Origin of the sequence: Paenibacillus sp. FSL F4-0100 (genome assembly GCF_037993005.1) — a bacterium.
Lineage (GTDB): Bacteria > Bacillota > Bacilli > Paenibacillales > Paenibacillaceae > Paenibacillus_AQ.
This window is the reverse complement of record NZ_CP150303.1, coordinates 5133532-5154428: the sequence shown is the minus strand read 5'-3', so window position 1 is coordinate 5154428 and position 20897 is coordinate 5133532. Positions and strand designations below refer to the sequence as shown.

Annotated in this window: 23 protein-coding genes; all 23 read left to right on the top strand. The window is 48.2% G+C overall.

All coding sequences use genetic code 11. From position 1 onward, the window contains the following. Window positions 1–23 precede the first annotated feature (23 nt). The 23 genes from fliF (at window position 24) to MHH48_RS23065 (ending at window position 20859) form a co-directional block, all read left to right on the top strand. On the top strand, window positions 24–1604 hold the full coding sequence (gene fliF / locus MHH48_RS23175) for a flagellar basal-body MS-ring/collar protein FliF (RefSeq protein WP_076324994.1): 1581 nt from the start codon (window positions 24–26) through the stop codon (window positions 1602–1604). 11 nt (window positions 1605–1615) lie between these two features. Next, the gene (gene fliG / locus MHH48_RS23170; protein WP_071220479.1) at window positions 1616–2632 is read left to right on the top strand and encodes a flagellar motor switch protein FliG; all 1017 of its coding nucleotides are present in this window, start codon (window positions 1616–1618) and stop codon (window positions 2630–2632) included. Beyond that, window positions 2625–3479, top strand: a complete 855-nt coding sequence (locus MHH48_RS23165; protein WP_076324993.1) for a FliH/SctL family protein — start codon at window positions 2625–2627, stop codon at window positions 3477–3479. Before fliG ends, MHH48_RS23165 begins: the two co-directional genes overlap by 8 nt. Then, the gene (gene fliI, locus MHH48_RS23160) at window positions 3463–4782 is read left to right on the top strand and encodes a flagellar protein export ATPase FliI (protein ID WP_076324992.1); all 1320 of its coding nucleotides are present in this window, start codon (window positions 3463–3465) and stop codon (window positions 4780–4782) included. Before MHH48_RS23165 ends, fliI begins: the two co-directional genes overlap by 17 nt. 9 nt (window positions 4783–4791) lie before the next feature. Beyond that, the gene (gene fliJ, locus MHH48_RS23155) at window positions 4792–5235 is read left to right on the top strand and encodes a flagellar export protein FliJ (RefSeq protein WP_076324991.1); all 444 of its coding nucleotides are present in this window, start codon (window positions 4792–4794) and stop codon (window positions 5233–5235) included. 39 nt (window positions 5236–5274) lie between these two features. Further along, entirely contained in the window at window positions 5275–6207 is a 933-nt protein-coding gene (locus MHH48_RS23150; protein WP_076324990.1) for a kinesin, read from the top strand. A gap of 47 nt (window positions 6208–6254) precedes the next feature. Next, window positions 6255–7598 carry a flagellar hook-length control protein FliK gene (locus MHH48_RS23145; RefSeq protein ID WP_076324989.1) on the top strand — a complete coding sequence of 448 codons (1344 nt, stop codon included), beginning with the start codon at window positions 6255–6257 and terminating at the stop codon, window positions 7596–7598. A gap of 20 nt (window positions 7599–7618) precedes the next feature. Then, on the top strand, window positions 7619–8272 hold the full coding sequence (locus MHH48_RS23140; protein WP_076324988.1) for a flagellar hook capping FlgD N-terminal domain-containing protein: 654 nt from the start codon (window positions 7619–7621) through the stop codon (window positions 8270–8272). After that, window positions 8269–8658, top strand: a complete 390-nt coding sequence (locus MHH48_RS23135; RefSeq protein WP_076324987.1) for a TIGR02530 family flagellar biosynthesis protein — start codon at window positions 8269–8271, stop codon at window positions 8656–8658. The genes MHH48_RS23140 and MHH48_RS23135 overlap by 4 nt, the downstream gene beginning before the upstream one ends. A 74-nt stretch (window positions 8659–8732) precedes the next feature. Continuing rightward, window positions 8733–9557 carry a flagellar basal body rod protein FlgG gene (flgG, locus tag MHH48_RS23130; RefSeq protein WP_076324986.1) on the top strand — a complete coding sequence of 275 codons (825 nt, stop codon included), beginning with the start codon at window positions 8733–8735 and terminating at the stop codon, window positions 9555–9557. A gap of 51 nt (window positions 9558–9608) precedes the next feature. Then, entirely contained in the window at window positions 9609–9833 is a 225-nt protein-coding gene (locus tag MHH48_RS23125) for a flagellar FlbD family protein (RefSeq protein WP_009594749.1), read from the top strand. Continuing rightward, complete coding sequence (locus tag MHH48_RS23120) at window positions 9830–10288, top strand: flagellar basal body-associated FliL family protein (RefSeq protein WP_076324985.1); 459 nt, start codon at window positions 9830–9832, stop codon at window positions 10286–10288. The genes MHH48_RS23125 and MHH48_RS23120 overlap by 4 nt, the downstream gene beginning before the upstream one ends. 35 nt (window positions 10289–10323) lie before the next feature. Then, entirely contained in the window at window positions 10324–11322 is a 999-nt protein-coding gene (gene fliM, locus MHH48_RS23115; protein WP_076324984.1) for a flagellar motor switch protein FliM, read from the top strand. Next, window positions 11312–12571, top strand: a complete 1260-nt coding sequence (fliY, locus tag MHH48_RS23110; RefSeq protein ID WP_076324983.1) for a flagellar motor switch phosphatase FliY — start codon at window positions 11312–11314, stop codon at window positions 12569–12571. Before fliM ends, fliY begins: the two co-directional genes overlap by 11 nt. Window positions 12572–12600: 29 nt before the next feature. Further along, window positions 12601–12966 carry a response regulator gene (locus MHH48_RS23105; protein WP_006211317.1) on the top strand — a complete coding sequence of 122 codons (366 nt, stop codon included), beginning with the start codon at window positions 12601–12603 and terminating at the stop codon, window positions 12964–12966. 11 nt (window positions 12967–12977) lie between these two features. After that, on the top strand, window positions 12978–13502 hold the full coding sequence (locus MHH48_RS23100) for a flagellar biosynthetic protein FliO (RefSeq protein WP_076324982.1): 525 nt from the start codon (window positions 12978–12980) through the stop codon (window positions 13500–13502). After that, window positions 13499–14251, top strand: a complete 753-nt coding sequence (gene fliP / locus MHH48_RS23095; protein WP_076324981.1) for a flagellar type III secretion system pore protein FliP — start codon at window positions 13499–13501, stop codon at window positions 14249–14251. Before MHH48_RS23100 ends, fliP begins: the two co-directional genes overlap by 4 nt. 39 nt (window positions 14252–14290) lie before the next feature. Next, complete coding sequence (gene fliQ / locus MHH48_RS23090) at window positions 14291–14560, top strand: flagellar biosynthesis protein FliQ (RefSeq protein WP_009594725.1); 270 nt, start codon at window positions 14291–14293, stop codon at window positions 14558–14560. A gap of 11 nt (window positions 14561–14571) precedes the next feature. Continuing rightward, window positions 14572–15360 (top strand): flagellar biosynthetic protein FliR, encoded by a 789-nt coding sequence (gene fliR / locus MHH48_RS23085; RefSeq protein ID WP_076324980.1) that lies wholly within the window; start codon window positions 14572–14574, stop codon window positions 15358–15360. 20 nt (window positions 15361–15380) lie between these two features. Beyond that, complete coding sequence (flhB, locus tag MHH48_RS23080; RefSeq protein ID WP_076325252.1) at window positions 15381–16469, top strand: flagellar biosynthesis protein FlhB; 1089 nt, start codon at window positions 15381–15383, stop codon at window positions 16467–16469. A 24-nt stretch (window positions 16470–16493) separates the two neighbouring features. Then, window positions 16494–18527: a flagellar biosynthesis protein FlhA gene (gene flhA / locus MHH48_RS23075; RefSeq protein WP_076324979.1), complete on the top strand. Its 2034-nt coding sequence runs from the start codon at window positions 16494–16496 to the stop codon at window positions 18525–18527. Next, on the top strand, window positions 18524–19972 hold the full coding sequence (gene flhF / locus MHH48_RS23070; RefSeq protein WP_076324978.1) for a flagellar biosynthesis protein FlhF: 1449 nt from the start codon (window positions 18524–18526) through the stop codon (window positions 19970–19972). The genes flhA and flhF overlap by 4 nt, the downstream gene beginning before the upstream one ends. Continuing rightward, the gene (locus MHH48_RS23065; protein ID WP_076324977.1) at window positions 19969–20859 is read left to right on the top strand and encodes a MinD/ParA family protein; all 891 of its coding nucleotides are present in this window, start codon (window positions 19969–19971) and stop codon (window positions 20857–20859) included. The genes flhF and MHH48_RS23065 overlap by 4 nt, the downstream gene beginning before the upstream one ends. Window positions 20860–20897: the final 38 nt, after the last annotated feature.

Genomic DNA, 20897 nt, shown 5'->3' with positions numbered 1-20897 from the left:
AAAGTTTCGGATGGGGTGACAATGTGAACGAGAGAATTACCCAATATAGGGAGAGAATGACCCAGTATTGGAACCAATTCAGCAACAAACAAAAAATAATGTTAATCGCTACAATAGCATTTGTTTTGATTGCTCTAATCGTACTAACGATGCAGTTCTCTAAGACGAAGTACGAAGTAGCATTCCGGGATCTAAATTCCAGCGATGCCGCAGGAATCATCAGCCACCTGGAGACTCAAGGGATTTCCTACAAGCTGAGCGAGGATGGCAGAAGCATCCTGGTTCCGAGTACGAGCGCAGCTAAAGTCCAGATTGATGTAGGGTCTCAAGGACTTGTACAGAATGGTACGATCGGATTCGAAACCTTCGAGAAGAACGCATCGGCCATCGGGATGACAGATAACGAATTCGAAGTGAAATATGTAAATGCACTGAATGGCGAAGTAGAACGACTGCTTGAGAAAATGCAGGGCGTCCAAGATGCAACGGTATTATTAAATCTGCCAAAAGAAAGTGTATTTGCCAAGAACGGAAACGAAGATCAAGCCAGTGCTTCCGTAGTTGTGCAATTCAAACCGGGCTATCGTCCTAATCAAGAAGTCATTGACGGGTACTACAACCTGGTGAAGACAGCCATTCCAAACTTGCCGGTTGAGAACATTACAATCACCAATGACGAAGTCGAGCTGCTCGCAACAGCTAAAGGCGGTCAAGGTGGATTGATGGGCAAGGTGGAAGAAAACTTCGCGCTTCAGAAAAAATTCGAAAGCGATGTTAGGCAAAATGTTCAGCAGTTTCTCTCGCAGTACATGGGATCGAATAAAGTTAATGTCCTGGTTGCCTCGAAGCTGAACTTTGATCAGGTGCAGAGCAAAGAAAACATCGTAACCCCTGTTGATGAAGAAGAAATGAAGGGGATTGAGCTCAGTGTTCAGGAGATCCAGAAGAACTATTCGGGAACCAGTAGTCCAACCGGCGGAGTGGCCGGTGTAGGCGAAGAAGCTGTTCCGGGATATCCTAGCGATTCTGGAAGTGGAGAAACGAACTCGGAAGAGCTCTCCAAAACCGTTAACTATGAAGTTAACCGGATTACGAAGGATATCATAGCAAGTCCATATACTGTTAAAGATTTAACCATTAATGTCTCGGTTGAACCACCTGCCGGACAACAAACTTTGGATGATGCAACAAGAACGGCAATACAGAACATTCTGGTTAATATTGTACGAGCGTCGCTCTCGGATACAGACTCTACTTATACAGACGCTGATTTGTCCAAAAAAGTTTCGGTTATTTCACAGGTATTTAATGTAAATGCGGATGAAAATCCGAAAACCGTTCTTTCAAAACCTGTATTATGGGGGATTGGCATCGCTGCGTTAGCGTTAATTGCTGGAGGAGCCTATTTTATCATCCGCAGACGCAGACAGCAGCAGGAAGAATTTGAAGATGACATTCTGCTTCCGCCAGTTACGGAATTCCCATCGATTAATCTCGAAAGTATAACCAATGAAAGCCAGGTTCGTAAGCAGCTCGAAACCTTGGCGAAGAAGAAGCCAGATGAATTCGTGAATTTACTTCGCACATGGCTAGCTGAGGAATAGAGGTGGAAGCATTGGCTAAGGGAAATAACCAAATGTTAAGCGGACGTCAAAAAGCGGCTATACTGCTCATTACACTTGGCCCGGAAGTGTCCGCTCAAATATTTAAGCATCTTCGAGATGAAGAAATTGAACAATTAACGCTGGAGATTGCGAATGTTCGCAAAGTCGACAGTGATGAGAAAGATAGCATTATTCAGGAATTCCATCAAATTTGTCTAGCCCAGGAATACATCTCGCAAGGCGGTATTAATTACGCTAAAGAGATTTTGGAAAAGGCACTTGGACAGCAAAAAGCGATGGAAGTGATCAACAGACTGACAGCAACGCTTCAAGTAAGACCGTTTGATTTTGCCCGCAAAGCGGACCCAAGCCAAATCCTGAACTTTATACAGAACGAAAATGCACAGACCATTGCACTCGTCTTGTCCTATCTTCAATACGAGCAGGCATCCGCGATCCTATCTTCGCTTCCGCAAGAGAAGCAGGCCGAAGTAGCGCGTAGGGTTGCAGTCATGGACAGTACTTCACCAGAAGTCATCGCCCAGGTGGAACGCGTGCTGGAACAGAAGCTGTCGGCGACGGTTACGCAGGATTACACCAGTGCGGGTGGCATTGAATCCATCGTTCAAATTTTGAACGGCGTTGACCGAGGAACGGAACGAACAATCCTCGACTCCCTGGAAATCCAGGATCCTGAGCTCGCAGAAGAAATCAAGAAGCGGATGTTCGTATTCGAAGATATAGTCAACGTGGACAACCGTTCGATACAGCGTATTATCCGCGATGTCGAGAACGCCGATTTACAGCTTGCACTCAAAGTGGCAAGCGAAGAGGTACGGGATGTCATTTTCCGCAACATGTCCAAGCGTATGGCCGAAACCTTCCGCGAAGAAATGGAATACATGGGGCCGGTGCGGCTGCGTGATGTAGAGGAAGCTCAGACGCGGATTGTAAGCACGATCCGAAGACTCGAAGAAGCGGGCGAGGTCATTATTGCTCGCGGCGGAGGAGATGACATCATTGTCTAACTTGATCAAATCGTCCCACTATAAACCGATGGATGTGTTGAAAGAGTTGGATCTTGCTCGTCGTTACGCGTCACCAACCCAGGAAACGGTCGAGGAATATACTCCCCCGACTGCCGAGCCGGCTGTTGTACAGACGCTGGCTGAAGCTGAACGCTTAAAGCATGAGATGCTGAAGGATGCTCAAGAGTTTGCCGAAAGGCAAATCCGTGAGGCTTCGGAAGAGGCGGAGCGGCTGTTGAGTGAAGCGCAGCAGCAGATTGAAGCGTGGTGGACCGAAAGAAGGCTTCAGGACGAGGATTTGTCTGAAACGCTGAAGATGGAAGGATTTAACCAAGGATACGCCGAGGGCTCAGCCAAGGCAGAACTTGAGATGAAGGAACTGATGGAGCAAGCGACTTTACAAGCGAGTGAATTGCTTCAGCTCGCCCATCAAGCTAAGGATGATTTAATTCAGGAAGCGGAGCCGTTCTTGGTGGAGCTCAGCTGCAGCATAGCGGAGAAAGTACTGGATCGTCAGCTTGCGATTGAACCTGATTTCACGCTGGAGCTGATTCGAAAGAACCTGGCACGCAAGCGGGAAAAAGGAGTCATCTCTCTCTGCATAGCTCCTGAGCAATTCGAATTTGTATACGCAGCACGGGAAGAGCTCGGATTATCGATCGATTCTCAGGCAGAACTTCAAATTTTGCCGGATTCCACGGTTAAAGATCGCGGGTGCGTGATCAGGTCTTCCTTCGGAAGCGTGGATGCCCGCATCGATACACAGCTAGCCGAGATCAAAAAAGAACTCGTGCGGTTCGCTCTTGATGATGAGGAACGGAGAAATCAAGATGAAGAAGCTGAATAGCGCGCGGTATATGGATTATCTGAAACATCTGGACCCCGTTCGCATCAACGGTAAAGTTACGCAGGTTATCGGGCTGATGGTGGAGTCCGAAGGTCCGGATGCAAGCATCGGCGATGTTTGTTACATCTATCCCACGAAGCAATCCAAGCCGCTCAAGGCGGAGGTCGTGGGTTTTAGAGACAACAAAGTGTTGCTGATGCCTCTCGGCGAGCTTCACTCTATTGGTCCCGGTTGTGATGTAGTCGGTACCGGCAAACCGCTGAGCGTGCAGGTAGGTTCGGAGTTGCTTGGCAAAGTGCTCGACGGATTGGGACAACCGCTGGACGGATCTATCATTCCAGCGCGTATGCCGCATTATTCAACCCATAATGTCCCCCAGAACCCGCTGAATAGGCCGAGGGTTCAGGAACCGATCAGCATCGGCGTCCGCGCGATTGACGGATTGCTATCTATCGGCAAAGGCCAGCGGGTCGGCATATTCGCCGGGTCCGGGGTCGGGAAGAGTACCTTGATGGGGATGATCGCCCGAAATACATCTGCCGATGTCAATGTCATTGCTTTGATCGGAGAACGTGGACGCGAGGTGCTGGATTTCATAGAACGGGATTTGGGCCCCGAGGGGTTAAAGCGGTCCGTCGTGATTGTAGCGACCTCGGATCAACCGGCACTCATCCGTATTAAGGGAGCCTTGATCGCTACAACGATCGCTGAATATTTCCGGGATCGCGGCCTGAATGTGATGCTGATGATGGATTCCGTTACCCGCTATGCGATGGCGCAGCGTGAAGTAGGGCTTGCCGTAGGAGAACCGCCGGCCATGCGTGGTTATACTCCGTCTGTTTTTGCTAGTCTGCCGAAGCTTCTGGAACGCGCAGGCACAGGGCCAACGGGCTCGATTACCGCTTTTTACACGGTGCTTGTAGACGGTGATGATATGAACGAACCGATCGCGGATGCGGTCAGGGGGATTCTCGATGGTCATATCGTTCTAAACCGGAATATAGCGAACAAAGGGCATTTCCCGGCTATCGATGTGCTGGCTAGCATTAGCCGCGTAATGAAAGATATTTCTCCGGAGGAACAAATCGATGCTTCCGAGAACGTAAAGCGACTGATGGCGATATACAAGGACTCGGAGGATTTGATCAATATTGGGGCATATCAACAGGGCTCGAATGCTGATATCGATGAATCGATTGAATATATCGGGCGAATATGGGATTTCACGAAGCAAAAAGTGAATGAGAAGACAACATTGAATGAGGTTCAGGAACGTTTGATTTCCGAGTTTTCAAGGAGATGACTTTGAAGAATGAAATTTCAATATGCATTCCAGAAAATCGTAGACCTGAAAAGCAACGAGAAAACGCAAGCCGAATGGATGCTGTCAAGCGCCATCGGGAAGCTGCAGGCAGAAGAGAAAAATCTGAATGAGCTGTATGAGATGCGGGATCAAATGTATCGCGCTCAGCAGGAGGTGGCATCGCGGTGCGTGCCGGTCGCTGAGATTCGAAACATTCAGGTATATGCAGAGTATTTGGAAGAATGCATTGAGCGGAAACGGGATGACATACGGATCGCTCATGTCAATGTAACGAAGAAACAAAAGGTATTGTCTGACAAGATGCTTGACGAAAAAGTGTGGTTAAAGGCAAGAGACAAATCCCAAGAAAAGTTCCGGCATGAAAGTCTCCTTCGGGAACAAAACGAGCTGGACGAAATGGCGACGGTACGTTTTGCGATCAAAGCCCGATAAGGTTTGCAAACACCGAAGGGTTATGACCGCGAAGGAGGAATGAGAGTGGCACGAAAAGACATGCCGCTTGATAAGGAAGAATCAGGCGGAGGATTTGAACGGATACTGTTGATTTTGGTACCTGCTATATTCACGATTGTTCTGCTCGGGGCGCTTGCCGTATTTTTTAGAGCCGATGTGCGGGATGGACTAATCGATGTAGCCAATAAAATTCCGATCGTGAAGAACTGGGTCCCGGATCCGGTGCTGACCCCGGAAGAGCAGAAACTCAAAGAAGCGAAGCAGCAGGAAGAAAGCGCGGAAGCTACGATTGTTGAACTCAAGAAGCAGCTTGCCGAACGCGAAGAGACATTAAATGAAGTAACTGAGCAAAAAGCAAAGCAGGAAAACAAGGTGAAAGAGCTGGAAACCCAAATTGATTCGATGCAAAGCACATCGACAAGCGGTGAGACAGAAGAAGAAGACGCATATACCAAGCAGATTCGTGAACTGTCCAAGCTCTACGCCGACATGAGTCCAAGCAAAGCCGCACCGATTATGCAAAACCTTACGCTGGAAGAAATGGTGCTTATGCTTAGTCAGATGAAGAGCAGCAATCGGGTTGCCATTCTGCAGAAAATGGATCCGAAAACGGCTGCAGATGCAACCATGATGCTTAAAGATGCTGAGACTTCTGAAGATCTGGCCATCGCGGCTTTGCAATCCAGGCTCAAGAAGAACGAAACGGAGGCAGCGCAGAAGAAGTCATCCGACAATCTGGATAAAAACCAGTTGAATCAGACCTTTGCCGGAATGACACCCGCCAACGCTGCCGAGCTGCTGATGCAAACGTATAAGATCAGCCCCGCTAAGACCATGACCATTCTAAATACAGTGGATGATGCTACTCGTTCACGGATTTTAAATGCGATGTCCTCGAAAGATGCGGAGCTGGCAGCAAAGATATTGAATCGCCTGATGGGCTCTAAATAAGCTCTGAAATGAATCTCCATCCTCAGGAAAGGAGGTGAAATAAGACGATGACAATAACGGTCCAAAACATGTCTTCATCCGTGAGCAGTCCCTCGGGAAGCGGAAAGACAAGCGCGGCGGGTCAAACGACAGCGGCTGTTTCCTTTGATGCGACACTGGCTTACCAGATGAACAGCAGCGGTAACAGCGCTTCAACAACTTCGACGGAAGTCGCTGCCAAGCTGGAATCCTTGCTTGCGCAGTATTCTTCGGAAACCGATGCATCGCTTGAAGGCTTGATGGAATTGCTTCAAGGTTTGCTGCAGGAGCTGGACACCATGGATCAGGCATTAATGGAGGATCCATCCTTATTGCAAGAGCTGCAGAACTGGCTAACGCAAGCGAATCTTATGCTGAGCGGAGCTTCTCCTCAAGCACAAGAAAATTCGGATGGGAATGAGATATCTCCATTGGCTTCCAGACCAGAGACCATTCGATTTGCAGTACAGGATACGATCAGCCAGCTGGCATCGATGCTGTCCAAATCTGGTCAGGTGGATCTGACTACCGAAGCTGCTGTAAAACAGCTTGTCCAATCTTTCCATAGTCTGCTTGGTCAAGGAACAGGGACCGGGGAGAGTAAGGCAAGCGGCAGTTTTGATAACATTCTGGCCCAAAAGCAACCGGATGCCGTTCAGTCTAACGTATCCACGAATACTTCAGGACAGTCGGCTTCATCACAAACAACGGGCCAAGCGAATGCCAAGTGGTCATCGCTGACGTTAAGTACCGACGTTGATGGTACAGCAACTGAGTTCGTGATTAACGAAGGCGATTCGCTGTTGGAGCAAGGAACGGTCACTGCCGGTCAGCTAGCCCTGCGTTCAGGTACGCAAGTTGCAGTAAAGCCTGCAGCTCCGCCGGTGCCTGTTGAGAACTTTGGAAGCGAAATGACTTCCTTCATTATTAATAAGCTCGAAATCGTGAAACAAACCGGTTTTACGGAAGCGAGAATCTCCTTGAATCCGGAACATCTGGGTCAAGTAGATATCAAACTTACGATGCAGAATGGCCAATTAATCGCCCAGTTCATGACACGTTCGACGGATGCTAAAGAGCTGATTGACCAGCAAATGGCACAGCTTCGAAGCGCATTGCAAGCTCAAGGGCTGCAGATCGAGAAAATTGAAGTTACGCAGAGCAGCCAGCCTTCCAATGCGAATCTTTATCAAGACGGCCGTCAGCCTGGATCAGGCCAGCAGCAGCCGCAGCACCGCTCAAAGGAGAAGGATAGACCTTCCGATGATGCCGTGCTGGCCGCAAATCTGACGGAAGAATTGAACGATTGGATTGCTGAGCATCAAGCCGACGATGAACTTGTACAAGCAGGAACATTTACCGCGAAAGCCTAACAGTGAGGAGGTGAGCTTGGATGGCAACTAATCCGGTATCTACGAAAAATATGTGGCCCAACTATGCTAAAGGGAATGTCAGCAGTAAAAACGGAAACGGCCAGGAGCTTGGAAAGGATCAGTTCTTGAGCATCCTGATTACGCAATTAAGGCACCAGGATCCGCTTCAGCCGATGCAGGACCGGGAGTTTATTGCCCAAATGGCCCAGTTTACTTCCCTGGAGCAGCTGATGAATATCAATACTCAATTAACGGCGATGAGTCAGTCTCTGGGCGCTGCTTCAAGTTTGATCGGTAAACAGATCAGCTGGATGTTCAAGCCGGAAGATGGCACGGAGTCCGTCATAAAGAGTGGGATCGTAGATTCCATCATTGTTCGTGAAGGCGTCCATTATGCCAAAGTCGGTGACAGTGAAGTATCGCTTGACCAGATTGTGAAAATCGAGAACGCTGTAACCGAGAATGATCCAGATGCATTGAATTCAGGTCCGACAGATCCTGAAATAAACAATCCGGGTCCTTCTGTACCTGACACCAGTAATCAGGGCCCAACAGATCCTGTAACAAACAATCCGGATCCTTCCGTACCCGAAACAGGCAATCCCGATCCGTCAGTTCCTGAAGCCGGAGATCCCGGACAAGGGGGAGAAGAGCCTGGGGGAACAGCGCCATGAGTGACCGCATGATGATAGGCCATCTATACCCTGGAAAAATACATCCCGCGGCTCTTCATAATGAGCGAAAGATAGGACAAGCTCAGGCTTATCCACCCGCCGGGACGTTCCAGGAACTTTTAAATGAGAATCTGCTTAAAATCAGCAATCATGCGGCGAAGAGACTTCAGCAGCGCGGCATTGAATTAAAGGGTGATCAGCTTGCGCAGATCCAGAGCGCGGTGGACAAAGCTGCTGCGAAGGGGAGTAAGGAATCACTCATTCTGATGAAGGATATGGCTCTCATTGTAAATATTCCGAATCGGACCGTGGTCACTGCGATGGATGGTAAAGCGATGAAGGACAACGTATTCACGCAAATTGATAGTGCAGTTATTATCTCATAAATCTGGCTGGCCCGTGAGGAAGCCAGGCGGCCGCTGATCGACAGAAGCGGTCCATAACAAAAGGAGGAAAATCGATGTTAAGATCCATGTATTCCGGTATTTCCGGAATGAGAGGTTTCCAAACCAAGCTTGATGTCATTGGTAATAACATTGCCAACGTAAACACAGTTGGGTTTAAAGCGGGACGTGTCATGTTTAAAGATATTCTCAGCCAAACGATGTCCGGTGTTACACCGGGAACCGACGATCCTACCGGTGGTGTAAACGCGAAGCAGGTCGGTCTTGGTGTATCGATCGGCTCGATCGATACATTGCATACTCCAGGTAGCGCAATGACAACCAATAATCCGACGGACCTGAGAATTGACGGAGACGGATTTTTCATGGTGAAGCTTAGCGAGGATCAAGATATGGCTTTCTTGACCCGCGCAGGTGACTTTCATGTAGACGTTGCGCGTAACCTGGTAACTTCGGACGGTATGCTCGTTCTTGATTCGAACGGTGATCCTATCCAGTTGGACGATGATGTAACGGCATTCACGATTGCGCAGAATGGCGCCATCATTCAGAAGATGAGTGACGGGACAACGGAAGAGGGAGCCATCATCGGCGTTGCGAAAATCCCGAATCCGGAAGGCCTGGAGAAAATCGGCGGCAATTTGTATCGCGTAACTCTGAATGCAATCCCGGACGGCGATTTGGATGCCGTAAGGTTTGAAGCGAACAACGCCGAAGAAGGAACCGGGGCTATTATTGCTGGTCAGCTCGAGATGTCCAACGTTGACCTGACCAGCGAATTTTCGGAAATGATTGTCTCACAGCGCGGCTTCCAAGCCAACTCCCGGATTATCACGACTTCGGACGAAGTGCTTCAAGAAGTTGTCAATCTGAAACGATAAGGATGGAGAGGGAGGGGGAGCCCCCTCCCTCATTAAACAAGGAGGCTGTCCATGATATCGGTAACGAGGTTAAATGGTTCGCAGTTGTGGCTTAACGCGCTGTTGATAGAAATGGTTGAGGAGACTCCTGACACCTACATTACTTTGATTAATGGAAAGCGCATGATTGTGCTTGAAAGTGCAAATGAAATCATCGCTTCCGTTAAGGCTTATCATCACGAGGTAGGCATTCATCAAGCTACCATTAAAGTGCAGCAATTGGAGGAACCTTCATGAAAAAGATGCTCCCCTGGTTAATTACGATCCTGTTATCTATTACGTTGATTGTTGTCGCGATTTTCCTATTGTCGGACAAATTCGATAACAGTAAAAGTCAGGCTTCGGCTAATGCAGCGGCTTTATCCAAGTTGTCAGCCGATGAGATCGTCAAGATGACCTCGGAAATCACCGGGATCAAGACGAATCTCGCTGATCCTGAACATATTGCCCAGATGGCCTTTGCTTTTCAGCTTAATGATAAAAAAGCAAAGGAAGAATTCGATAAAATCAAGGAGATTAAAATCAAACCGATTATTATCAAAACGTTGGCCGACACGAAACCCGAGTTGCTTAATGACTCCAAAGGGCGCGAACAGTTTATTGGCAAGCTGCAGAACCTGATCAATAAGTCGTTAACGTCCGGGCAGTTAATTCAAATCGAAATGACAGAAGTAATGATCGTAGGTATCTAGACTGTTCGTCGGACGACCTGTAAGGGGGTGAGTAGATGGTTGATGTTTTATCGCAGAATGAGATCGATGCCTTATTGGCCGCTCTCTCTTCAGGGGAAATGGATGCTGAAGAACTGAAAAAAGAGGAAACGCAAAAGAAAATTCGTTCTTATGATTTTAAGAGGGCACTCCGGTTTTCCAAGGATCATATTCGGAGCTTGACCCGCATTCACGAGAATTTTGCACGATATCTGACTACTTATTTCTCAGCGCAATTACGTACTTTTGTGCAAATCAATGTGGTGCAGGTTGAACAGCTTCCATATGATGAATTTATTCGCTCCATACCCAAAATGACAGTTCTTAATATATTCGAGGCGGAACCGCTTGTCGGGCGCATGGTGCTTGAGGTCCATCCGAACATTGCTTACGCGATGCTGGACCGTTTGCTGGGAGGAACGGGTATTGCTCCTTCTTCCGTCAGCTCGATGACCGAAATCGAGACAATCATCATGGAGCGCATTTTCAGCCGGGCATTCGATAGTCTGCAGGAAGCGTGGAAAACGGTGCTGGACATCTCACCGCGCCTTGAGGCATTGGAAACGAATCCGCAATTTATGCAGATCGTTTCTCCGAACGAAACCATTGCGCTAATTTCCCTTAGCACCAAAATCGGCGATACCACGGGGATGATTAATCTGTGTATCCCGCATGTGGTGCTGGAACCGATCATGTCCAAGCTATCGGCGCATCAGTGGTTTATCTCGGAGAAAAAAGCGAGTGTTCCGGAGGAAGTAGATGCTCTTAAGCAGCGTGTAAGTAAAGCCAAGCTTCCGATTGTTGCCGAGCTGGGCGTTTCACAGCTTACGGTGTCCGAATTTTTAGGACTGAGTGTCGGCGACGTCATCTCATTAAACAAACCGATGCATGATGGACTTTCCATAAAGGTTGGGGACAGATTAAAGTTTATTGGCAGTCCCGGAACGATAAAAGACCGGGTTGCTGTACAAATCGATGAAATTGTCATCGAAGGAGCTGAAGAATTTGACGAGTAAAGACTATTTATCCCAGGAAGAAATCGACGCTTTGTTAAAACAGTCGGAAATGGCATCACCAGCATCAATTCCTTCGGCGGCGACTGTCGATGATGTATTAACACCTCTAGAGCAGGACGCGCTTGGTGAGATTGGTAACATTACCTTTGGAAGTGCTGCAACCGCTCTGTCTACCTTGCTGGGCAAAAAAGTGGATATCACGACACCCAAAGTGTCGATCATTAAGCGAAGCGAGTTTGAGGAAGAATTTCCGAAGCCTCATGTAGCGGTACATGTTACTTATGTGGATGGATTTGAAGGAATTAACTCTCTAGTCATTAAAACACGCGATGCTCAGGTCATTGCTGATCTGATGTTAGGCGGGGAAGGCAACCCCGTGGAAGAGGAACTCAACGAGATTCATATCAGTGCCGTTCAGGAAGCGATGAACCAGATGATGGGCTCTTCCGCGACGAGCATGTCAACGATTTTTAACCGGTTTGTCAATATATCGCCGCCAGGCATTGACATTCTGAACATGGCCAATGGTGAAGGGGTTAACAACCTTCCGCCGGATGAAACATTGATTAAGATTTCATTCCGATTAATTATCGGTGACCTTATTGATTCAACCATTATGCAGTTGCTTCCCGTTCATTTTTCCAAGGATATGGTTCACATGCTTATCAACGGGACGGAAGAGCCGCAGCCTGCGAAGCAGGAAGCCGCGCCGACGGTGGAAGCACCTGTCAGTACACAGGAACCGGCTCAAGCACCGGCTAACCCTGTTAATGGCAATGACATGGGCCAAGGATTCGACTACGGACAAGGCTACGGCCAGCCAGTGCAAGGACAGGGAGAACAGATCCCGCAATCCATGCCATATGGACAGCCGCAGATGCCTTACCAAGGGCAGCCGCAACAGTATGGCGGCATGCCAAATCGCAATGTGAATGTACAGCCCGTACAGTTCGCTAATCTGCAATCTGCGCCATACACCCAGGTGGATGAAAACAATCTGAACTTACTGATGGACATTCCCCTTAAAGTCACCGTAGAATTAGGGAGGACTCAAAAGCAAATTAAGGATATCCTGGAAATGTCACAAGGTTCGATCATCGAGTTGGACAAGCTTGCCGGTGAGCCTGTAGACATCCTTGTCAATCATAAACTGATTGCCAAAGGCGAGGTCGTTGTCATCGATGAGAACTTTGGTGTACGCGTGACGGATATCGTAAGCCAATGGGACCGGATTCAAAAATTACAATAGCACAAACATTTTAGGGAGGATTTTTATCAATGGCTAACCGAATTCTGATTGTGGACGATGCTGCATTTATGAGAATGATGATCCGTGACATATTGGTCAAGAACGGATTCGAGGTTGTGGGAGAAGCACAGGACGGTGCGCAAGCAATCGAGAAATTTAAAGAACTTCGTCCAGATCTGATTACGATGGATATTACGATGCCGGAAATGGATGGTATCGCAGCGCTGAAAGAGATTAAAAAAGTCGATGCGAACGCAAAAGTGATTATGTGCTCTGCCATGGGCCAACAAGCGATGGTTATTGATGCGATTCAAGCTGGAGCCAAGGACTTTATCGTTAAACCGTTCCAATCGGACAGAGTCATTGAAGCCATCAATAAGACGCTTGGCGTATAAGGATTCTTCTTATGATGATGGCAGCTTCTGATGGATTAAGCTCAAGTAGTACTACCGGGTATTATTTACAGTTATTTTATGTCTTTATCGTACTTGCCATCATCGTTGCGTTGATCGTGTTCCTGATTCGCTTTCTCAGCAGAAAGAATCAGAGCTGGATGCAGGGCCGCTCCATTCGTACTTTGGGTGCGGTTGGGATGGGCCCTAACAAGTCCCTTCAGCTCGTCGAAATTGGGGGCATCATCTATGTGATCGGAGTTGGCGAAGACGTCCGGTTGGTGGACAAAATTTCTGATCCAGCTGAAGTTGCGCTTATCCAAGCTGCATTTGAACAGGATTCTGGAATACATAATGGGGCACTGCCGCCTTTCATAACGAAATTGGCGGCAAAACTCCGTAAAGGCAAACCACCGGAAGAAATGGAATTGGACGATACATCTTCTTTCCATGAAGTGTTCGAATCCAAGCTGCGCAGCGTACCGAACCGGAAAGAAAAGGTCGAAGAATTGCTGCGGGAGGATCAAAAAGATTCATGAATAAAAAGATCTCGTACGCTATCGCGATTTTCATATTGTTTGGATTTCTGTTTTCCCATACGGCATTTGCGGATCCGATTCCAAACATCGATATTCAAATCGGCAATGAGGGAGACACACCGGGGACAAGCTCCTTGTCCTTGATACTCCTGATCACCATTCTTAGCATTGCACCGGCGATACTGGTGCTGATGACTAGTTTTACAAGGATTGTTATCGTGCTTGGCTTTGTCCGCACTTCGCTCGGCACACAGCAAACACCGCCAAACCAAGTGTTGATCGGCCTGGCCCTGTTTCTTACCTTATTCGTAATGGCTCCAACGTTGTCGTCGATGAATGATGTAGCGCTCCAGCCCTACCTTAAAGGTGAGATTACCCAAGCGGAAGCGCTGGATAAGGCTCAAGATCCAATGAAGAAGTTCATGTTCGCACACACACGGGAAAAGGATCTATTGTTGTTCATGAATTACACAGGCGCAGAGAAACCCGAATCTTACGAGGATATTCCCTTAACGGTTTTGGTACCGGCATTTGCCATTAGTGAGCTGAAGACCGGCTTTCAAATGGGCTTTATGATCTTCATTCCGTTTCTGGTCATCGATATCGTGGTTGCCAGCGTGCTGATGGCGATGGGTATGATGATGCTGCCGCCGGTCATGATCTCGCTGCCATTCAAGATTTTGCTCTTCGTTTTGGTAGACGGCTGGTATCTGGTCGTGAAATCCATGCTGATGAGCTTTAACACGTAGCAATAAGCGGCAAGTAATTCGAATACAGGGGGACTCGCCGTGAGCGCTGAATTTATTATCGGTCTGGCAGGACAAGCGGTCTATATTGTGCTCCAGGTGAGCGCACCGATGCTGGTTCTCGCACTGGTTGTCGGACTTATCATCAGTATTTTTCAAGCGACAACACAAATCCAGGAACAGACGCTGGCTTTCGTACCAAAAATTATTATTGTTCTTGTAGCATTACTGCTGTTTGGTCCTTGGATATTAACGACGTTAGTGGATTTTACCCACGGGATTTTGGACAATCTCTACAAATATATCGGATAGGCTGAGTGTCCATGGAATGGTTACAGCAAAGTTTACCTGTTTTCATGCTTATTTTTTGTCGAATAACAGCTTTTTTTGTAATATCGCCAGTGTTTACTTCACGCGGTATACCTGCTTCTTACAAAATAGGCCTTTCGGCCATCATTGCCCTGATCGTATATTTTTCGTTCGGGCTCGGAGAAGTGGTTCCGCAAGATCTGTCTTATGTCATATTGATTGTCCAGGAAGTATTGGTGGGACTGCTTCTTGGTTTCACTGCTTATCTTATTATGACCGTCGTCCAAACGGCAGGAGCATTAATTGATATTCAGATCGGGTTCAGCATGGCCAATGTCATCGATCCATTTACAGGGACTTCAACCCCATTAATCGGTACCTTCAAGTATTATCTGGCTCTACTGGTATTCCTGAGCATGAATGGTCACCATTATCTGCTCGATGCGATCATGTACAGCTATGATTGGATTCCGATTACGGGTGATGTGTTTGGGAAGATCCATGACGGCAATGTAACGGATTTTCTCGTACGGACATTCTCGCACTCTTTTGTATTGGCACTTCAAATGGCCGCTCCGCTGGTAGCAGCCCTGTTCCTGACCGATGTCGGGCTTGGCTTTCTGGCAAGGACGGCACCGCAGTTCAATGTATTTGTTATAGGTATTATCATCAAAATCATCGTTGGACTCGTGCTGCTGATGCTGCTCATGCCGATGCTGGTGTCACTATTTGATCATCTGTTTGCCAAAATGTTTGAAGCACTCCGGCAGTTGCTCGGCGTTATTGGAGACGGGCCGACTTAAGGAGGATGGAGGTGAAGCAGATGTCATACCGGTATCCGGTCAACTTACAGCTTTTCGCTGGTGAAAAGACGGAGAAAGCCACACCGAAGAAACGCCAGGATACGCGTAAGAAAGGCCAAGTTGCCAAGAGTATGGAGGTATCGGGTGCATCGGTTTTGCTGGCCGCATTCTTTTGCTTGTTAATTTTCGGCGGGTATATGAGAGACCGCATCGTTCGATTATTCACCGACATTTATATTAATCGGCTCTCCATGGACGTTACGAAAGACAATGTGATGCAGTTATTTGGGGAGTACGGTGTCCAAATCTTGCTTCTGCTGGCTCCGTTGTTTATCTCGGTGTTCGTTATTGCGCTGGTGGCTAATTATTTGCAGGTCGGGTTTATGCTGACGGGCGAGACTTTGAAAATGAAGTTCAGTAAAATCGATCCCATCAAAGGGTTCAAGAACATATTCTCGATGCGTTCCTTGGTCGAATTTTTGAAATCGGTCATTAAATTGACCATCATCGGTTACCTCGTGTACACCACCTTGTGGGCTGCGAGGGAAGGACTATCTTCCTTGTCAACGATGGGACCCGACACCATTTTTCATTTCGTGGCCGATATCACCATGTCACTGGGTTTCAAGATTGCCATCGGGCTGATTATCCTAGCCATTCTGGATTATATGTATCAGAAATATGATTACGAAAAAAACATTCGAATGTCCAAACAGGACATCAAAGACGAGTACAAGAAGATGGAGGGCGATCCGCTGATTAAGGGAAAGATCAGGGAACGCCAGCGTCGGATGGCACTTCAGCGGATGATGCAGGAAGTCCCGAATGCCGACGTTATCATCACAAACCCTACCCACTTTGCAGTGGCGATCAAATATGACGGGTCCATGATGGAAGCTCCGCAGATCATTGCGAAGGGCCAGGATTTCATGGCCTTGCGGATTAAAGAAATAGCGAAGGAACACGGAATTATAACGATGGAAAACAAGCCGCTGGCACGCGCTTTGTACCAACGGTCGGAAATCGGGGATTCGATTCCGGGAGACCTGTTCCAGGCCGTAGCGGAAGTGCTGGCCTATGTATATAAACTAAAAGGTAAAGTGAAATAATTAGGGACCGGAGGCGTCAGTGCAGTGAAAATAAAAGATCTATCTGTCCTTGCGGGTGTCATTGGCATCGTACTCATGATGATTCTTCCGATCCCGGTATGGCTGCTCGATGTACTCCTGATTATCAATGTCTCGCTGGCGCTTATTATTTTGCTGGTGGCCATGAATACGAAGGAAGCCCTGGACTTCTCCATTTTCCCTTCCTTATTGCTCATCACGACACTGTTTCGTGTAGCGCTTAACATTTCGACAACGAAGCTGATCCTGTCGGAAGCTAGCGCGGGTGAGGTTGTAGCCACGTTTGGTAAGTGGATAGCGAATGGTGAAATTGCGGTTGGCTTCATCGTCTTTTTGATTCTCGTTGTCGTACAGTTCATCGTCATTACCAAAGGCTCGGAGCGGGTAGCCGAGGTTGCGGCAAGATTTACGCTCGATGCGATGCCTGGTAAACAGATGAGTATCGATGCGGATTTGAACGCAGGTTTGATCAATGAGCAGCAAGCCAGGGAGCGCAGAAGAAAAATCGAGCGGGAAGCCGATTTTTACGGGGCTATGGATGGTGCAAGTAAATTCGTTAAGGGTGATGCCATCGCCACGATTGTCATCATGCTGATCAACCTGATCGGCGGGTTTATCATCGGGATCTCGATTCATGGAATGTCATTCGGAGACGCGATGAGCACTTACTCCATCCTGACTATCGGGGACGGATTGGTCAGTCAGATTCCGGCGCTTCTGATTTCCACTGCAGCGGGCTTGATTGTTACAAGAGCCTCTTCGGAAGGGAACCTGGCGGAGGATCTAACAGGGCAGCTCTTCTCCTACCCTCATCTATTGTACATTGTTTCAGGTACCGTTCTGTTGCTAGGGATTTTCACACCCATTCATCTGATTACGACCGCACCGATTGCTCTCATCTTATTCATTGCGGCACGGAGGATGCAGAACAATCTGGATCGCAAGCAGGTCGAAGTGGAGCAGTTGGAGGAGGAACAGCAAATCGAAGAGGTTCGAAGTCCGGAAAGTGTGATCAACCTGCTTCAGGTGGACCCGATCGAATTCGAATTCGGGTATGGGTTGATTCCGCTCGCAGACGCGCAGCAAGGTGGAGATTTATTGGACCGGATCATTATGATTCGGAGACAATGCGCACTTGAGCTGGGACTCGTCGTACCGGTTATCCGAATTCGCGACAATATTCAACTAAAACCGAATGAATATGTCATAAAAATAAAAGGGAATGCTGTCGGCGGTGGTGAATTATTATTAAATCACTATCTCGCCATGAGCCCTGGGTACGAGGATGATTCCGTAACGGGGATCGAAACGACCGAACCGGCATTCGGGCTTCCTGCTCTTTGGATAGATGAAGCCATGAAAGAGCGAGCGGATCTTGCTGGCTATACTGTTGTCGATCCACCATCTGTTGTGGCTACCCATTTGACTGAGTTAATTAAGAGACATGCCCATGAGCTGATTGGGCGCCAGGAGACCAAGGCATTGGTTGACAATATTCGAGAAAGCTATCCGGTCCTTGTGGACGAGCTTATTCCTTCTGTGCTGACCATTGGAGAAGTACAGAAGGTATTGGCTAAGCTGCTCCGCGAAAAAATCTCAATCCGGGACATGGTCACAATTCTCGAGACCCTTGCGGATTACGGACATTATTCGAAAGATCCCGATGTCCTTACCGAATATGTTAGACAAGCCCTCTCTCGCCAAATTACACAGCAATATGCTCAAGAGGGCGAGGCCATGCGGGTTATCACGGTTGGACCGCAGCTGGAGAAGAAGATCGCCGAAAGCGTCCAGCAGAGTGACCAAGGAAGCTATCTCGCCATGGACCCGGCATCGACACAGAGTGTGTTTCAGAAGCTCAGTGAACAGGTTAACCGGATCATTCAGATGGGACAGCAGCCTGTTCTGCTTACCTCACCGGCCATAAGAATGTATTTAAGGCAGGTCATTGAACGAAGCATGCAGGATATTCCGGTGTTGTCCTATAGTGAGCTGGAGCCGAACGTCGAAATTCAAAGTGTCGGAGTGGTGAACTTATGAGAGTGAAGAGGTATATCGTCGACACGATGCCTGAGGCGATGCAGCACATTCGTACGGATTTGGGTGCGGATGCCGTCATACTGAGTACGAAGGAAACCAAGGTAGGCGGATTCCTGGGGATGTTTACCCGTAAGAAGATCGAGGTGATCGCGGCAGTAGAGCAAGCGGAGAAATCCAAAGGTTCTGCTCCGATGAAGTCCAAAGTTCTGCCTGCTGTACCTTCTGGTGCTGTACCCAAGGCTTATCAACGAACGGCTGAAATCTCGAAGCCCGGTACACAGACCTCCACGAATTCTGCGAGTAACACGGATACAGCTTCCGGCGTACAGCATGAGGATGACTATAGTCGTTTTGCCGAGATTCTGAGCCAGGTTGCAGCTTCCGAGGAGGAAGTTAACAGGCAAAAGAACGAAGTGGGCCATGTGCAACAGCCTGAAGCAGCTGCACAAGCAGCGATGCGAAACGATCAAACGGAAACAGCAGCTTCCGTTGAATCTGTTCAATCGGTTCAATCATCCCGTGGGGGACAGGAGGAGTCTTTAAGTTCCCGTCTAGGAATTAGCGAATCCGAACAAAGAGTCCTTGAAGAACTTAAGGAAATGAAGGAATGGATTGCGCGATTATCCAGGCAAAATCTTGAAGCGCAGCATCTTCCTGAGCCGCTGCATTTCATTCGGGATCAGCTGCTCAAGCAGGATCTTTCGGCCAAACTGACGGAAGAGTGGCTCACGGCCGCGGAGGAAGCCTGGAAAGCTAATCATATGAAGATGAGTGAGGCCGAGCTGCAGAACGTGATTTACAAGCAAGCTGAGGCGTTCCTTGAGGGGCGTATCGGCGGCGGCGTTCAACCCGAGACGCGGATTGTATATATCGCTGGACCGACAGGGGTCGGTAAGACTACCACGATCGCGAAGATCGCTGCAGAGCAGCTGTTCCGTAACCAACGCAAGGTAGGTTTTATTACTTCCGATACGTATCGGATATCTGCCGTTGAACAGCTACGTACTTATGCATCCATTCTCAATGTGCCGATGGAAGTCGTGCAATCGCCTGGTGATATGCAGCGAGCCCTTCAGAAGCTGCAGGATTGTGATTTGGTGTTGATGGATACAGCAGGCCGGAACTATCGGAACGAGCTGCTCGTTTCCGAGCTTCAAAGCCTGTTCTCCCATTCCGATCAAAGCGAAACCTATCTTGTGCTCAGCCTGACCTCCAAGAGCAGCGATATGATCAAAATCGCGGATCATTTCAGCAAATACGAACTCGATAAGGTCATCTTCACGAAGATGGATGAGACCGGCAGTTACGGCTCCTTGTTTAATCTGATAGATGCCCATAACCTTCGCTTGTCCTATATGACCAATGGTCAAAATGTGCCGGATGATCTGTTGATGGCCGACAGCGAGCGGTTATGCCATCTACTGCTGGGAGAGATTCGTACATGACGGATCAAGCTCAATCGCTCCGCCAGCTTGTTTTTTCTCAGCAATCAGGGAACAGCGGTAAGGCAGCATCTCCAAGAACGGCCAAGATTATTACGGTCAGCAGCGGTAAAGGCGGGGTTGGGAAATCCAATTTCACACTGAATTTTGCGCTGACTTTACAGTCGATGGGCAAAAAGGTATTGGTGTTTGATGCCGATATCGGGATGGCTAACATTGACGTTCTTATGGGCGTGAGCTCTCGGTACAGCTTGTATCATCTCATTCGCCGGGAGAAGAGCATTGAAGAAGTAATTCAATATGGACCGGACAAGCTTCCTTACATTGCCGGAGGTTCCGGTTTGGCTGACATGATGTCCCTGTCTGAAGAGGAAATGAATTATTTTATTTCACAGATTGAAATTATTTCCTCGGAAATGGACTATATCATTTTTGACACGGGAGCTGGCTTGTCCAAGGAAAATATGAGGTTTATTACGTCCGCTGATCAATGCCTTGTCGTCACGACGCCGGAACCGACATCCATTACGGATGCTTATGCCTTAATCAAGGTGGTGCACGGCACGGAAAACCAGGTTCCGTTCAGCCTAATTGTCAATCGTGCGAGTGATGAACAGGAGGCTCGGGAGGCAGCAAACAAAATTATTTTGACGGCCCAGCGTTTCCTTGATATCGACATCAAGCTGCTCGGCTCGATTGCAGATGATACGCATGTTGTTCAGGCGGTTAAGCGGCAGGTCCCATTTACAGCAGCTTATCCACGATGTAACGCCTCTAGTGATATCAGACGGATCGCGCTTCGCTACATGACCGTTCCTGCTGCCACAGAGCCGAAAGCTCCGAAGGGAATCAAAGGATTTATGCATCGGTGGCTCAAACGTACGAAATGATTCTTTGCTTGGATTAATGGAAACTGAGGTGGACATCT